This is a genomic window from Allobosea sp. BK604 (genome assembly GCF_004341515.1).
Classification (GTDB): Bacteria; Pseudomonadota; Alphaproteobacteria; order Rhizobiales; family Beijerinckiaceae; genus Allobosea.
Genome location: NZ_SLZF01000003.1, coordinates 325965 through 341336, shown reverse-complemented (window position 1 = coordinate 341336; position 15372 = coordinate 325965). Strand labels below are relative to the sequence as shown.

The 15372-nt window shown below is 67.4% G+C and carries 12 protein-coding genes, 1 tRNA gene and 1 riboswitch; of the genes, 8 read left to right on the top strand and 5 right to left on the bottom strand.

What is annotated here, in order from left to right; translation table 11 throughout:
* Window positions 1-85: 85 nt before the first annotated feature.
* Together EV560_RS11055 and EV560_RS11050 are read right to left on the bottom strand one after the other, a co-directional pair.
* The gene (locus EV560_RS11055) at window positions 86-1567 is read right to left on the bottom strand and encodes a M48 family metalloprotease (RefSeq protein WP_131856204.1); all 1482 of its coding nucleotides are present in this window, start codon (window positions 1565-1567) and stop codon (window positions 86-88) included.
* A gap of 2 nt (window positions 1568-1569) precedes the next feature.
* Window positions 1570-2343: a hypothetical protein gene (locus tag EV560_RS11050; protein WP_131855805.1), complete on the bottom strand. Its 774-nt coding sequence runs from the start codon at window positions 2341-2343 to the stop codon at window positions 1570-1572.
* A gap of 28 nt (window positions 2344-2371) precedes the next feature.
* Between EV560_RS11050 and EV560_RS11045 the strand changes: the two genes are divergently transcribed.
* The 3 genes from EV560_RS11045 (at window position 2372) to EV560_RS11035 (ending at window position 4330) form a co-directional block, all read left to right on the top strand.
* Window positions 2372-2448, top strand: a tRNA-Arg gene (locus tag EV560_RS11045).
* Window positions 2449-3490: 1042 nt separating this feature from the next.
* Window positions 3491-3688, top strand: a complete 198-nt coding sequence (locus EV560_RS11040; RefSeq protein WP_131855804.1) for a hypothetical protein — start codon at window positions 3491-3493, stop codon at window positions 3686-3688.
* Between the two features lie 198 nt (window positions 3689-3886).
* On the top strand, window positions 3887-4330 hold the full coding sequence (locus EV560_RS11035; RefSeq protein WP_131855803.1) for a Ros/MucR family transcriptional regulator: 444 nt from the start codon (window positions 3887-3889) through the stop codon (window positions 4328-4330).
* Window positions 4331-4441: 111 nt separating this feature from the next.
* On the opposite strand, the gene EV560_RS11030 is transcribed toward EV560_RS11035, so the two are convergent.
* The 3 genes from EV560_RS11030 to EV560_RS11020 all read right to left on the bottom strand — a co-directional run bounded on the left by EV560_RS11030 (window position 4442) and on the right by EV560_RS11020 (window position 7752).
* On the bottom strand, window positions 4442-5989 hold the full coding sequence (locus tag EV560_RS11030; RefSeq protein ID WP_131855802.1) for a DHA2 family efflux MFS transporter permease subunit: 1548 nt from the start codon (window positions 5987-5989) through the stop codon (window positions 4442-4444).
* A complete protein-coding gene (locus tag EV560_RS11025) occupies window positions 5982-7181 on the bottom strand; it encodes an HlyD family secretion protein (RefSeq protein ID WP_248311993.1) in 1200 nt (399 codons plus the stop codon). The genes EV560_RS11030 and EV560_RS11025 overlap by 8 nt, the downstream gene beginning before the upstream one ends.
* A gap of 61 nt (window positions 7182-7242) precedes the next feature.
* Entirely contained in the window at window positions 7243-7752 is a 510-nt protein-coding gene (locus tag EV560_RS11020) for a MarR family winged helix-turn-helix transcriptional regulator (RefSeq protein ID WP_131855800.1), read from the bottom strand.
* A 194-nt stretch (window positions 7753-7946) separates the two neighbouring features.
* Window positions 7947-8144, top strand: a riboswitch (cobalamin riboswitch).
* A gap of 105 nt (window positions 8145-8249) precedes the next feature.
* On the opposite strand from EV560_RS11020, the gene EV560_RS11015 reads away from it, so the two are divergent.
* The 5 genes from EV560_RS11015 (at window position 8250) to EV560_RS10995 (ending at window position 15314) form a co-directional block, all read left to right on the top strand.
* A complete protein-coding gene (locus EV560_RS11015; protein WP_131855799.1) occupies window positions 8250-9389 on the top strand; it encodes an ABC transporter substrate-binding protein in 1140 nt (379 codons plus the stop codon).
* Window positions 9386-10429, top strand: coding sequence for a FecCD family ABC transporter permease (locus EV560_RS11010; RefSeq protein ID WP_131855798.1), 1044 nt, complete (start codon window positions 9386-9388; stop codon window positions 10427-10429). The genes EV560_RS11015 and EV560_RS11010 overlap by 4 nt, the downstream gene beginning before the upstream one ends.
* Complete coding sequence (locus tag EV560_RS11005; protein WP_131855797.1) at window positions 10426-11250, top strand: ABC transporter ATP-binding protein; 825 nt, start codon at window positions 10426-10428, stop codon at window positions 11248-11250. Before EV560_RS11010 ends, EV560_RS11005 begins: the two co-directional genes overlap by 4 nt.
* Window positions 11251-11619: 369 nt before the next feature.
* Window positions 11620-12609 (top strand): ABC transporter substrate-binding protein, encoded by a 990-nt coding sequence (locus tag EV560_RS11000; RefSeq protein WP_165923416.1) that lies wholly within the window; start codon window positions 11620-11622, stop codon window positions 12607-12609.
* The gene (locus tag EV560_RS10995; RefSeq protein ID WP_131855795.1) at window positions 12606-15314 is read left to right on the top strand and encodes an ATP-binding protein; all 2709 of its coding nucleotides are present in this window, start codon (window positions 12606-12608) and stop codon (window positions 15312-15314) included. Before EV560_RS11000 ends, EV560_RS10995 begins: the two co-directional genes overlap by 4 nt.
* The last annotated feature ends 58 nt before the right edge of the window (window positions 15315-15372 follow it).

Sequence of the window (15372 nt, the reverse complement as noted above, 5' to 3'; positions counted from 1 at the left end):
CGGCCTGCCGGCGCGCGAGTAAAGCCCAGCTTCCGGGCAAAGGGGAGTCAGGAAGCCGTGAGGCGCGCGGAGTTCCGCCGCCGCGCTATTCCGTCACGATCTTGTAGCGCTGGCCGGGGTTGAGGCGGCTCGCCCTGTCGAGGCCGTTAAGCAGCAGGAAGAGTTCGAGCGGCCGATCCTGCACGGCCATGCGGCCGGCGAGCGAGGCCGGATCGCTGCTGTCGGCGCTGACGATGCGCAGCTGCAGCGGGCGCGTTGCCTGTGCTTCCGCCGGGGTCAGCGTGCGGAAGCTGTCGAGCACGGCCCGCATCGGCCGCTCGGGATCGCTGTTGCCGCGTGCGGCGAGGATGAAGCGATAGACCCGCGACCCGGCCTGGATCGCGGCGAGGCGGAAGGTCCAGTCGGTGCCCTTGCCGCTGGCGAGCACGGCGGGATGGCCGGCAAGGTCGAGCGTCTCGGCCGGGCCGGTGGTGACGCCCTCGATCCAGCCCGAGGCGACATAGGATTCCAAGGTCTGACCGGGCTTGAGCGTGACCGAATCGAAGCGCAGCGCCTGGGCATTGTTGCTGCTGACGCCGATCACCATGTCGCGCGCCGCTTCGAGATCGAAGCCCTCGGGGGCGCTGAAGGCGATGCGCAGGGCGCTGTTGAGATAGCGCTTGCCGCGGACCACGCCGTCGCTCGGATCGTCGCCATAGGCGATGCCGTCGATCGCCGAGAGCCAGCGCGAAGCCTCGCGCTCGCCGATGCCGGGGGCACCGATCTGGCGGGCGGCGCCGGTCACGGCGGCGACGCGCTCCGGCGTCGAGGGGTGGGAGGAGAGGATGTCGAGCTTCTTGTCGCCGCTGCTCTGGCCCTGGGCCGCGTTGCGGAAGGCGGTATTGCGGCCGAGCGCCGCCAGGAAGCGGCCGGCGCCATAGGGGTCGTAACCGGCGCGGGAGATGTTGCGCACGCTGATCTGGTCGGCGGCCAGCTCCTGCTGGCGCGAGAAGCGGGCCAGCGAGAGCTTCGAGCCGGCCTGCACCGCGGCACCGGCGACAGGATCGTTCAGCACCTGCGAAACGACCTGGCTGACCACCGCGGATTCGGCCTCGGCCTCGGCCCGCTCGACGGCATGCCTGGCGGTGACATGGGCGATCTCATGCGCCATCACCGAGGCGATCTCGGAGGTGTCGTTGGACAGCGCGAGCAGCCCGCGCGTCACATAGAGCCGGCCGGTGGGCAGCGCGAAGGCGTTGACGATCGGCGAGTTCAGGATCGTGATCTCATAGGTGCCGATCTGGCCCTCGCCGGCCTTGGCCAGGCGGGCGACGATATCGTCGAGCACGGCGCGGGCCTGCGGGGCGCGGTATTCGCCGCCGAAGGCCGCGAGCAGGCGCTGGTGCTCGCTGTCGGACGCGCGGGCGATCGCGCTGATGCGCGGGGCGAGTTCGCCGTCGGACGGGCGCTGCGGCGGCAGCAGGGCGCTCTGCTCGCCGAGGCAGCCGGCAAGCAGCACGGCCGGCAGCAGCGCTGCGGCAAGCCGCTTCGCTGAGACCGGGGCTTCTCGTCGCCAGAACGCAAGCATGCTCAATCGATCAGTTCCAGTGCCGTGCGCGAAGGAAGTTCGAGTGCGAGCCCATCCGCGCCGCCAAGCACGCCGCGCGCTCGCACGCGTCTACCCGTCAAGGCGGCTGTGGTCCAGCCGACATCCTGCATCTCGCGCCAGATCCTCCGCGACACGACGATCGATGCGCCGGCCCCACGCCGACGCGTGAAATTGAGATAGGAACGCTGTGGCCGCTCGCCAACCGATGCGATCCGCCCCTCCAGCACCACGACCCGGCCCGCCTGCAGTTTCAAAGCGGCGATATCATGACCGTCGACGGTTTCCGCCGGCTTACCTCGGCGCGCGGGCGTGGCAAGTGCGGCCTCGGCCGCCTTCAGGGCGGCGTCGCAGGATGGGTGGGCGCTGTCGGGCAGGCGCCAGGCCGCCTTGGCGTTGAGCAGCACGGCGGCGAGATCAAGCGGCTCGTCCTCCGGGCCAAGCTCGACGAGAAGCCGGGCGGGCAAGCGTCCCCAGCGATCAGGCCCCGCCAGCGCGACGAGCCGGAGGTCCTGGTCCCGCCATGGCAGCAATTCGGTGGCGAAGCGGTCGATCTCGCTTTCGCTCTGGCGCGGCGCCAGCCCGACGAGGCGAAGGCGCCTGCCATCGGCCAGAAGCGGATCGCCATGGTCGTCGATGCCCTGAAGTCGCACCGTCAGCGTTTCCGGCGTGAGGCCCGGGCAGGATTCATCGGCCCGGGCGCCATTCAAAATGGCGACCAGACCGGCCAGACCCGCAACAAGAGGCTTCACCCGCATGCGCTTTATGCTACACGGTTTCGCGTGCGTCCCGGTAGCTCAGCAGGATAGAGCAACGGTTTCCTAAACCGTAGGTCAGGGGTTCGAATCCCTTCCGGGACGCCATCAATTCAGCTGAGCTGGCTGCGACCCAAAAGAAATGTCCAAGGGTCATTTGCGCTCGCCCTGACTTGCCCCGCATCGCGCGGGTACGTAGCTCTGGCGCCGGGTCGAGCGCTTGAAAGTATCTCGTTAGAAATCGATCCGGGCCACTTCGTTTAGGTGGTGTTGTGAACGATAAGAAATTGACAGCCGATCCTGTTCGCAACAATCTGGCCCTGGCTGGGGAGCGAAAAGCGCTAAGGGGCTCCTATGGCGACCATCGGTTGTCGCGCATCTGCGGCATGCCTAATCGCTCTAATCTTTTCGGGCTGCATGGGACGCTCCATGCCCACGGCAGAATCGATAAACGAGTCGACGGCTGCTGCCTTTTCCCAGTTCAGGGCCTGGATGCCATGGTCTACCGCTCCGGACCCGGCACCTCCGCATAATGAATTGGTTGAGGCGGTTCCCGAGCCGCTAGCCGAAGCGCCGGAAGTCGTTGGTCCTCCCCCGCCGGAACCTGCTCAGGTGCGGCCTCGCAAGCAGCCTGCTCTCGTAAAGCCCAGGCCTTTGCCGGTTGCAGCAACTTTGCCGGTTGCAACAACAACGTCCGAGACACCGAAGCTGCAGCTGCAGCCGGCTTCGACGCCTGAGGTCGTCCCGGCTTCGTCTCTTCCGACATTGGTATCGTGCACGACGGTCGCTGAGCCGGGGAAGCGCGTGCGCATGGAGTGCAACGCCGTCGACTGAAGGTTATGGGCGACGAGTCGCAGGGGTGTCACAGCCATTGATCGCTGCGACGACGATGAGGCGCGGGTGCCCCGCCTCCCTGCGATCGGATGTCGCTCGGACGTCATCTGGCATTCTTATTGCGTGCGCATCTCGACAGCTGAGGACGACCGAATGCGCCATATGCCGCGTGATGCGAAGGCCTGCATCGCCATGTACGCTATTGCAGCCTTTGTCATGCTCGGCTGGCTGGCGGGGGCTTTCATCTGAAATCGATTGCCGCCGAGCGCGCCGTCCGGCATCATTTCGCGCCTGCCAGCTTATGGTGGAGGTCCCAATGGCCACCCGCGCGAACCCGGCTAAAGAAAGCCTTCGCAACGAGCAGCGCGCCCAGCATCGCATCGAGCGGGCGGAAGGCCGGGATGCCCCGCTGACCCATGCGCTGGAGAATACCTTTCCCGCGAGCGACCCGGTCGCGTCCCAGACCGCCACGACGATCGGGGCAGCGCCGCATCTGAAGTCGCGCAAGCGGTAGCGATCGAGGCTGGCTGCCGGCGGCGACTGGCCTCGCAGCCGAGGCAACCGGACTCCGAGCAGGCGATGTTCAACGCGGTCCGGTGGGGCTCCACGAGAGCCGTCGCTGTGGATGAGACCACGTGAACCCTAGACAGGACGGTGGCCGCGCCTCCTGATGGCGCCGGGAACGGGAGGGAGAAGCCTCAAGGAACGACCCATGACTGACGAGAGCGAAGCGGCGGCCGAATTATCGGCTCGGATCGTCGCAGCCTATGTCACTCACAACAGCCTCCCCCGCTCGGAACTGGTCAAGCTGATCGAAAGCACGCATTCGGCGCTCGGCAAGCTCGCCTCGACCGCCGTCGCGGAGCCGGAGCCGCCCCCCAAGCCGGCGGTTCCGATCAGCAAATCCGTCACCGCGTCCCATATCATCTGCCTGGAAGATGGGCGCAGGTTCAAGACCTTGCGGCGGCACCTGCAAATCAAGTACGGGCTCACCCCCGACGAATATCGCGCGAAGTGGAATCTTCCGCGCGATTATCCGATGGTCGCGCCTGATTATGCCGAAGCGCGGTCGGCCTCGGCGAAGCGCGCAGGCCTCGGCCGGACGATCGGCGTCTCGGCGAGATATGGCCAGGGCAGGTCACCGCACCGGCGCTAGCACCTCTGGCGGGAAGGACTGGGACCGTTCATTCGGTGCCCCAGGATCGTCGCGTCTGTCGTCTTGCTGCAGCCCGGGCTGCTCGGGAGTGAAGCGGCGCGATCGCGCCGCCTATTCCATCACGATCGCATGGTCGTCGGAGGGCGCCTTCTCCTGCTTCGGGGTGACCAGCAGCGCGAGGAAGGGCATCGCCGCGATGCACAGGATCATCAGCAGCTTGAAATCGTCGATATAGGCGATGACCGTCGCCTGGCGGGTGACGACCTCGTCGAGCGCGGCGCGCCCGGCCAGCGTCAGTGGATCCCAGGCGTTCTTGATCGCCGGCATTTCGAACATCCGGTTATAGGGCGTGACGTGGTTGGCGATCTCGGCGTGGTTGACCTGCGTGTTGCGGATCAGCAGGTAGCTGACGATCGAGATGCCGACGCTGGAGCCGATATTGCGCGAGAGGTTGTAGAGGCCGGTGCCGTCGCCGCGATACTCGGCCGGCAAGGTGGCGAAGGTCACGGTGGTCAGCGGCACGAAGAGCAAGCCCAGGCCCGCGCCCTGGATGAAGCCGGTGACGACGATCGTCTGCTGCGAGACGTCGGGCGTCCAGCCGGCCATGTCGTACATCGCCCAGGCGCTGACCAGCAGGCCGGAACCGAGCAGGATGCGGATATCGACCTTGCCGATCAGCTTGCCGACCAGGAACATGCAGGCCATCGTGCCCATGCCGCGCGGGCCCATGACGACGCCAGCGGTGACGACGGGATAGCCCATCAGCGTTTGCAGATAGGGCGTCATCAGCGCCATCGAGGCGAGATAGGTGATGCCGACGATGAAGATGAAGATCATGCCGACGCTGAAATTGCGGTCGAGGAACAGGCGCGGCTTGATGAAGGAGTTCTGCGCCGTGAAGGTATGGACCACGAGGATGTAGAACGCGGCGACGCAGACCGTGGCCTCGATGATGATCTCGAGCGAGTCGAACCAGTCGAGCTGAGCGCCGCGGTCGAGGAAGAGCTGCAGCGAGGCGATGGCGATGCTGAGCGCGCCGAAGCCGATCCAGTCCAGCCTGGCGAGGATGTTCGTCTTCGTCTCCGTGACGAAGATCGCGACGCCGGCCAGCGCCAGCGCGCCGAGCGGCAGGTTGATGTAGAAGACCCAGCGCCAGGAGATGTTCTCGGTCAGCCAGCCGCCGATGACCGGGCCGAGCACCGGGCCGACCATGACGGAAACGCCGAACAGGGCCATGGCCGAGCCACGTTCCTCCGGGGTGTAGATGTCGAGCAGGATGCTCTGGGACAGCGGCACCAGAGCCGCGCCGAAGAAGCCCTGGAGCAGGCGGAAGCCGACGATCTGGCTGAGCGATTGCGCCGCGCCGCAGAGCATGGAGGCGATGACGAAGCCGATGATCGCGGCCGAGAGCACGCGCTTCCGGCCGAAACGGGCGGCAAGGAAGCCCGATGGCGGCGTCATGATCGCGGCGGCGACGATATAGGAGGTCAGCACCCAGTTGATCTGGTCGGCGCTGGCCGCGACGCTGCCCTGGATATAGGGCAGGGCGACATTGGCGATGGTGGTGTCGAGCGCCTGCATGATCACCGCGAGGATGACGCAGGCGGTGATGGCGCCGCGGTTGGCGACCGGAGGCGCCGCCGCGGTGGTATCAGCCATTGTGGGTCTCGGTCTTTTTGCCGATCAGATCGGTGACGAAGCTGGGCAGGCCGCGGGCGCGGCCGGTATCGACATCGAGTACGACGCTCATCCCGGCGCGCAGCTGCGGCTTGCCTGCGGGCGTATCGATCTTCACGCGCATGGCGATGCGCTGCACGACTTTCACCCAGTTGCCGCTGGTGTTCTGCGCCGGCAGCAGCGAGAAGCTCGCGGCCGAGGCCGGGCTGATGCTGTCGACCGTGCCGGTCCATTCGGCGCCGGGATAGGTATCGACATAAACCGTCGCCTTCTGGCCGGGGCGAACCCAGGTCAGCTCGGTTTCCTTCGGATTGGCCTGGATCCAGACATGATCGGATGAGACTAGGCTGAAGGCGACCGTCGCGTCGGCGAGATACTGACCCTTCTGCAGCGAGGGCACGTTGGTGACGATGCCGTCCATCGGCGCCTTCACCACGGTATGGTCGAGCTGGCGGGCGGCCTCGGAGCGGGCGGCGACGGCATCCTTGTAGCGCGGATGATCCTCGATCGGCGCGTCGGGATTGCCGTTCAGGGCGGCGGCGATGCCGATGAGCTGGCTCTGGAGCTGCGAAAGCTTCTGCACCGCGCCGTCGAGATCGTGCTTGGCCGAGTCATAGGTCGCCTGCGAGGCGACGGACTTGTTGGCGAGGTCCTGCTGCCGCTTGAAGGCAGTGGTATAGAACTCGATATCGGTCCGGGCCTGGGCGATCTGGCTCTGCATCGCCTTGTAATTCGCCTTCTGCGCCTCGAGATCGTTGCGGACGCTGCCGATCTGCGCGTCGGCGCGCTCGATCGCGTAGCGGAACTGGGCATCGTCGAGCTTGAAGAGCAGGTCGCCGGCCTTGACCGGCTGATTGTCGCGCACGTCGACCTCGCTGACGATGCCGGCGACATCGGTCGAGATACCGACGATATCGGCCTGCACATAGGCGTTGTCGGTCGACATGATCTGCCCGCCGACGACATACCAATAGCCGCCGGCGACGAGCGCGACCGGAAGCGCGGCGAAGAGGAGCTTTCGCTTGAGGCTGCGCGGCTTCCTGGCCGGCGGGGCGCTGGCGGTCGCGGCAGGGGCGGGCGCGGCGGTCTCGGGTGCCTTGGCCGTCGGCAGGGGCGTCGCGGGCGGCAGGCCGGGCTCGCCGGGCTTGGTTTCGGCGCGGCGGAGCTCGGTCACGTTGCTGGCTAAGGAAGCCTCCGGATCGTCGTTCCGGATGGGTTCTGGTCTTCTGACTGCGTCATCCATCGGTCTTCTGCCTTTCGGCCGGCGGTGCCGCGCAGGCCGTCGCGAGGTTCGTTCTCATCGTGCCGAGCAGGGCGAGCAAAGCCGCACGCTCGATCTCGGAAATCGCGCCGAAAGCCTCGGCGCGGGTGATCTCGCCGAGCTCGCGCATCGTCGCGAGGGTGGGGCCGGCCTTGTCGGTGAGATAGAGCCGCCAGACGCGGCGGTCCCTGGCGTCATGCCGGCGTTCGACCAGCCCGCAGGCCTCGAGCTTGTCGAGGATGCGGCCGAGCGTGATCGGCTCGACCTCGAGCAGCTCGGCAAGGCCGCCCTGCTGGATGCCCTCGTTCTTGTCGAGATAGGCGAGCACCTGCCACTGCGACCTGGTCAGGCCGAGCCCGAAGCCGCGGGCATTCTGCTCGAAGCGCTTGCGCAGCAGGCGCGCGACATCGTGCAGGAGGAAGCCGACGGTCGGCGACGGCTGCTGCTTTGGCTGGTCCTTGCCGGGCAAGTCTTTGCCGGGCATGTCCTTAGGCATGCTGTTCATAAGCATCCATATATTATTTTTGCTCAGGATTGTCGATGCGCAGGACGCATAACGATCGCGTCATGGTGCCGCATTCATGCGTCGAGCGGGCTGCGATGCCGACGCGATTCCGCTGGGAGTGCAGATTCAGCGCCGCCCAACTGCGAGCGATTGACACGTGCGGTTCGGCTGCCACTAGATATGGTGGTCACGGTCTCTCGAATCACTGGTTCGAGAGCTAAGAGGGAAGCCGGTGAGAGGCCGGCGCTGCCCCCGCAACTGTCAGCGGTGAGCTCGCGTCCATTCATGTCACTGAAGCCGCAAGGCTTTGGGAAGACGGGCGAGAGCTGCGACCCGCGAGCCAGGAGACCTGCCGCGACCCTTGGTTACGTCATTCGGACGGGGTGTTCCGGAGATGTGTCGGTCGCGGCCATCAAGCCGTCCTCCGTTCACATCCCGCAACTCCCCATCCGCCATCTCGGGGAGCGATGAAATCCATGTTCGTGAAGACCACCACCCGCATCGTCGCGGAACGCTTGACGGCCGAGCGCCGTCCGCTCTATCAGAAATGTAACAATGTTACATCGAAAGTTCCTGCCGTGCCGACGACGCGCCACTTCACCCGCCTGCTGCGATGGCCTGCCGCGGCGTTCCTCGGCACTCTGGTCGCGGGGGCCGCGCTGGCCGCGCCGACCCAATATCCGCTGACCCTGGAGAACTGCCGCGAGAGCGTCACGTTCAACGCGCCGCCCAAGCGCGTCGTCGCGATCGGCCAGACACAGACGGAGATCCTCTACGCGCTCGGCCTCGGCGACCGCGTCGTCGGCACGGCGGTCTGGTTCAGCCCGGTCGCCAAGCCCTATGAGGCCATGAACGCCAAGGTGAAGCGGCTCGCCGACAATGATCCGAGCTTCGAGGCCGTGCTCGCCCAGGAGCCCGACCTCGTCACCGCGATGTTCGAATGGCATGTCGGGCCGAACGGCATCGTCGGCAAGCGTGACCAGTTCGCGAAGATGAAGGTGCCAACCTATGTCTCGCCGACCGATTGTGTCGGCAAGGACAATTCCGGCCCTGGCGACGGCGTGCGCACGCAGATGTTCACGATGGAGCTGGTCTACCGCAACATCCGCGAATTCGGTGGGATATTCGATGTCGCCGATCGTGCCGAAAAGCTCATCGCCGAACTGAAGGCGCGCGAGGAGAAGGCGGTCCAGGCGGTGGCTGACGCCAAGGCCAGGGACGTGCCCGTGGTGGTCTGGTTCTCGAGCAAGGACATCAAGGGCGACGGCTTCATGGCGGGCAGGAACGGCGTGCCGGCCTATATCCTGTCGAAGCTGGGCGCGCGCAACATCATCGCCACCAACGAGGAATGGCCGCTGGTCGGCTGGGAAAGCATCGCAGCCGCAAATCCTGCGGTGATCGTCGCTGTGAAGATGGATCGCCGCCGCTTCCCCGCCGATGACATCGAGAAGAAGCTCGACTTCCTGAAGACTGACCCCGTCGCCAGCAAGCTCGACGCGGTGAGGAACAATCGGATCGTGATCATGGATGTCGGCGCGACCCGCGCCGGCCTCGACACGATCGACGGGATCGAGACGCTCGCCAAGGCGATCGCCAGCTTCGGCGCCGCCCCTTGAGCCACGCCGTCCATGGCCCCAACTGGCCGGCGCGGATCGCCGTCGCGCTGGCCGCCTTGCTGGCGCTCACCGTTTCGGTCGCGCTGGCGGTGACGATCGGCGAGATGCGCATCCCGCTCGACACGGCACTGCGCGCGCTCGGCAACGGGCTGTTCGATCTCGACTTCCCGGTGAGCGCGATCCAGCAGGGCGTGATCTTCGACTATCGCCTGAGCCGGGCGCTGATGGCGGGGCTGTGCGGCGGCGCCCTGGCGCTCTCGGGCGCGATCCTGCAGGCGCTGCTGCGCAACCCGCTGGCAGAGCCTTATGTCCTCGGCATCTCGGCCGGGGCCTCGACCGGCGCCGTCGCGGTGCTGATCCTCGGCGTCGGGATCGGCGGCGCGGCGCTGACGGTCTCCGCCGGCGCCTTCATCGGCTCCTGCGCGGCGCTTGCCGTCGTCGCGCTGCTGGCCACGGGGGCGGGCGGATCGAGCGACCGCGTCATCCTGGCCGGCGTCGCCACCTCGCAGCTCTTCAACGCGGCGACCGCGACCATCGTGACGACGCTCGCCAGCGCCGAGCAGGCGCGCGGCGTGATGTTCTGGCTGCTCGGCAATTTCGGCGGCGTGCGCTGGCCGGACCTGTGGATCGCGACGCCCGTCGCCCTCATCGGCTTCGCCATCTGCATGCTGCACGCCAAGGCGCTCGATGCCTTCGCTTTCGGGGTCGATGCCGCGGCCTCGCTGGGCGTCGCGGTCACGCGGGTGAAGATCGTGCTGTTCGCGACGACGGCGGTAATGACCGCGGTCATGGTCAGCATTGTCGGCACGGTCGGCTTCGTCGGGCTGATCATCCCTCACGCCGCGCGCTTCCTCGTCGGTTCCGGCCATGCGCGGCTGCTGCCGGCCTGCCTGGTCACCGGCGCGATCTTCATGATCCTCGCCGACATCCTGTCGCGGGTGCTGATTCCGCAGCAGATCCTGCCGATCGGCGTAGTGACCGCGCTGTTCGGCGCGCCAGTCTTCGCGCTGATCCTCTATCGGGCGAGGCGCCCGGCATGACGCTCGCGACCCATGACGTGCGCTGGGGCGCCGCCGGCCGGATGATCGTCGACGGGGTGACGCTGCAGGCGGCGCCCGGCAGGGTGCTCGGCCTGATCGGCCCCAACGGCTCGGGCAAGTCGAGCTTGCTCAGGCTGCTCTGTCGGCTGCGCAATGTCGCGAGCGGGGTCGTGACCCTGGATGGGCGCGACATCGCCGATGTCGCCCGGCGCGAGCTTGCCCGCCGCCTCGCCTTCGTCGAGCAGCAGGCGACGACGGAGATCCAGCTTTCCGTCTGCGACGTGGTCCGGTTGGGCCGCACGCCGCACCGGACCGCGCTCGCGTCCTGGAACGCGGGCGACGAGGCCGCCGTGAACGAGGCGCTGGCGCGGGTCGGGCTCGCGGAGCGGCACGATCAATCCTGGCACACGCTCTCGGGCGGCGAGCGCCAGCGGGTCCATATCGCGCGCGCCCTCGCGCAGGATCCGAGCGAGCTCATCCTCGACGAGCCGACCAATCATCTCGATATCCAGCACCAGCTCGCGATCCTGAGCCTTATTCGCCGTCTCGGCATCACCTGCATCATGGCGCTGCACGATCTCAACCTCGCCGCCATGTTCTGCGACGAGATCGCGCTGCTCCATGATGGGCGCCTGCAAGCCGCAGGACCGCCGGACGAGGTCCTGACCGTCGAAGCGATCCAGCGCATCTTCGGTGTCGCGGTCTCGATCCGCACGGGAGCGTCCGGACGCCGGCACATCGACTATCTGGTCGAGCCGGACCGGGACAATGGCGGCCATGAAAGCCGTCCCGCGCAAAGTCGGGACCGGGTGGAAGGCTGATATTGCACCCGTGATGTGTTCGCAGCCGAGCGCGTGATCGACAAAAAAAAGGGCCCGCTACCTCCCCGAGGGGAGATGGCGGGCCAAATGATCTCAAAACTCATGATCGCTATGAAATAAACGCGCGGGCCGGCCAGAGGTTCCTCGAAAACTGGCCCCTCTTCTGCGGGCGCATTATGATGGGACGGCGCGGCGGCTGGAGGGGTTTGCGATCCAGCGCTGGCGCGGCGACGCATCGCTGAGGCGGCGCCGGCACTTGAATATTTTCGCGGCGGCGTGTTCCAGTGCCTGGACGATAGCTCTCGACGCCGCGCGCGGGACATGCAACGAGATGGCGCCGATTTACCGTCGCCTTGTCGTGCCCACAGCATGCGTCGTCGCTCGTTCCTGACCGGCCTGACCGCACTCGCAGCCAACCTGCCTGCCGCTGGCCGCGCGTCGGAGCGCGTACGCACGGTCGCATTATTGATCGGCCTGCCGATCGACCATCCCGTCGTGCGGTTGCGCGTCGGCATGCTGCGCGAGCAGCTCGCCCTGCGCGGCTGGGAGGAAGGCCGCAACCTGCGCCTGCGGATACGACCCAACGGCTTCGACGAGAGCATGCTCGTCGAGGCTGCGCGGGAGCTCGTGCGGGAGGCGCCGGACGTCATCGTCGCCGGCTCCAGCGCCGAGGCCGTGGCAGCGCTGAGCGCGACCAAGACCATTCCCGTGCTGTTCGGCACCGCCTCCGATCCGGTCGGCAGCGGCTTCGTGCGCTCGCTCGACCGGCCCGACAACAATGCGACCGGCTTCAGCAACAACGACCCGTCCATGAGCGGCAAATGGGTCGAGTTGCTGACCGAGATCGCGCCGGCGACGCGCCGCATGGGGCTCATCTACAATCCGGCGACAGCGGCGGCCGGTGGCAGCACTTACGTCGCGCAGATGCGCGCAGCCGCGGCGGAGCGGGGCGTGGCGATCGTCGACTGTCCCCTCTCCAGCCAGGCGCAGATCGAGCCGGCGATCGCGAAGCTGGCGGAGGATATCGGGACCGGCCTGATGTTCCCGCCGGACAGCTTCACCTACCGCTTTGCCAGCGTCTGTGCCGGCGCGGCCGCGAGACACAGGCTGCCAGCGATCTATGTCTTCGACATCTTCGTCAGCGCGGGCGGGCTGATGTCCTATACGGGCGGACGTGACGAATCGAGCGAGCTGATCGCCTCCTATGTCGATCTCATCCTGCGCGGCGCCGATGTCGCCGAGCTTCCGGTTCAGTTCTCGCGCAGCTTCGAGCTGGTGATCAACGAGCGCGCCGCCACGGAGCTGGGCCTCACCTTGCCGACGTCGCTGCGCGTGCGCGCGACGCGGATCGTCTCGTGAGTGCGGATCCGCTTGCGCCGGGCAAGAGTCCGAGCGGCCGGCTCGCGCGCAAATATGCGATCTTCGTCGGCTCGGCGATCTGCATCGCGCTCGGCCTCAATGCCGTCGTCTCGACGCTCTTCGCCTTTGCCGACCAGCGAGCGCTGGTGGTCCGGGCGCAGCAGGCGCAGGCGCAGGCGGCAGCGGACAAGATCGCGAGCTTCGCCGGCGACATCATGCGCCAGCTCGATTGGGTCTCGCAGAGCGGCGTCAGCGCCAATCCAGCCGAGGACCGGCGGCTCGACGGGCTCAGGCTGCTGAGGCAGGTGCCAGCGATCCTCGAACTGCGGCAGGTTGGCACCGATGGGCGCGAATTGCTGGGCCTGTCGCGTTTCGAGCGTGACCGTCTCGGCAGCGGCACCGACTGGTCGGCCGATCCCGGCTTCCAGGCGGCAATGGCGCAGGGCTATTACTATGGCGAGGTCGCGTTCCGGCGTGGCTCGGAGCCCTATATGGTCCTGGCCAAGCGCATCGTCACGCCGAGCGACGGCGTCGCGATCGCGACGGTGAACCTGACCTTCATCAAGGAGCTCGTCTCGCATCTCAAGGTCGGCGCGGCCGGCCGTGCCTATGTCGTCGCCCGTTCAGGCCGGCTGATCGCCCATCCCGATCTCCGGCTCGTGCTGCGCAACACCGATCTGCGGCCGTTGCTCGCGGCCCATACGCAGGCCGGGGCGCGCGACGGTAGCGACGCGGCCGCCACGGGTGTTTCGATCGTCGACACCGAGGGCCGGGCGGTGCTGTCGGTGATGACGAAAGTGCCCGATCTCGATTGGAGCGTCGTGGTCGACCTGCCGCAGCAGGAGGCTTTTGCGCCGATCTACGCCTCGATCCTGCGCTCGCTCGCCATTCTCGTGGTGGCGCTGGTCGGGGCGGTTCTTGCCAGCATTATGCTGAGCCGCCGGCTCGTCGCGCCGATCAGGGCGCTCAGCGAAGGCGCGTTACGGATCGGCCGCGGCCAGCTCGACGAGCGCATTGCGATCAGCACCGGGGACGAGCTCCAGGAGCTCGGCGACCAGTTCAACCTGATGGCGGCGCGCCTGCAGGAGAGCCGCGCCGTGCTCGAGGACAAGGTGATCGAGCGCACGGCCGCGCTCGCCGCCGCGCTCGACCAGGCCTCTGCCGGCCAGCGCGCCGCGGAGCAGGCCCGGCACGTGGCGGAGGAGGCGACCAAGGCGAAATCGCGCTTCCTCGCCGTCGTCGGCCACGATATCCGCACGCCGCTCTCCGGCGTGCTGGGCGTCCTCGAAATCATCGACCGCAAGCGCATGAGCCGGCGCGACCGGCGGCTCGTCGAGATGGCGGCGGCCTCCGGCGATACGCTGATCAATCTGGCGAATGCGACGCTCGATCTCTCGCGGCTGGAAGCCGGGACCGAAAGCCTCGAATTGCGCGATTACGAGCCCGGCGCCTTGCTCACCGCCGCGTTCACGCTGATGCAGCCGACGGCGGAGCGCAAGGAGATCGCGCTGAAGCTCGAGCTCGGCAGCGCCGCGGGAGTGCGGCTGCATGGCGATGGCGGCAAGGTCAATCGCATCGTGCAGAACCTGCTGCGCAACGCGCTCAGCTTCACCGATGCCGGCGAGGTTGTCCTCGCCGCCGCGCTCGAGGAGGAGATGCTGGTCATCTCCGTGCGCGATACCGGCATCGGCATCGCGCCGGCGATGCAGCAGAAGATCTTCCAGGATTTCGTGCAGGTCGATCCGGAGACGGGGCGGCGGTCGGGCGGGGTCGGACTCGGGCTCGCCATCTGCACCAAATTGACGGAGCTGATGGGCGGAACGCTCTCCGTGGTCAGCGCGGTCGGCGTCGGCAGCACCTTCACGGCCAGGCTGCCGGCCGTTCCGGCCAAGGCGGCCGAGCCGCTGGAGGATCTCGCCATCGTCGAGCGGCCGATGCGGGTGCTTGTGGTCGATGACGAGCCGGTCACGCGCGAGGTCGCGCGCATCATGATCGACAAGGCCGGGCACAGGGCGCTCGCCGCTGCTTCGGGCGAGGCTGCTGTGACGCTGCTGGAGCATGAGGAGATCGATCTTGTGCTGCTCGACATGCAGATGGGCGGCATGGACGGGATCGAGACCGCGGGCGCCATCCGCGCCCTGCCGGATATCGTCCAGCCGGAGATCGTGATGCTGACCGCCGATGTCTCGCCCGAGACCATGCGCCTTCTGCGCGAGGCCGGTCTCACCAAGGTGCTGTCGAAGCCGGCGACAACCTCGGCGCTACTGCAGGTGCTGGGCAGCGGGTCGCGGCGGGCCGAGCTGCGCGGATCGGTCATGCTGTCATCCGAGCAGGCGGTCGACGAGCTGTTCTTCGAGACCCAGAGCCAGCTGATCGGCGATCAGCGGCTCGATCATCTGGTCGCCCTGTTCGCCACGGTCTCGCTGGAGCTGCTCCAGACGATGCGCGCCGCACTCGAGGAGGGGGATCGCGCCGCGCTTGCCCGGGCAGCGCATCAGCTCGGCAGCTCGGCCGGAGCGCTGGGGCTCGGCCGCGTCCTGGCGCGGGCGACCGCGCTCGAACGCGATGCGCTCACCGCGCCGTTCACGCTGCTGGCGCAGGCCGTCGCCGGGCTGGACCAGGCGCGGGGCGAGGCCCTGGCCGATCTGCACGGACGGGGCGCCGGCACGGCGGAAGCCGAGCCGGCCCAGGCCGAGCCGGTCTAGAGCATTTCCGCGTTTCTCCGAATCGCGAAAATTCTCTATCTATTTGTTTTGACGCATT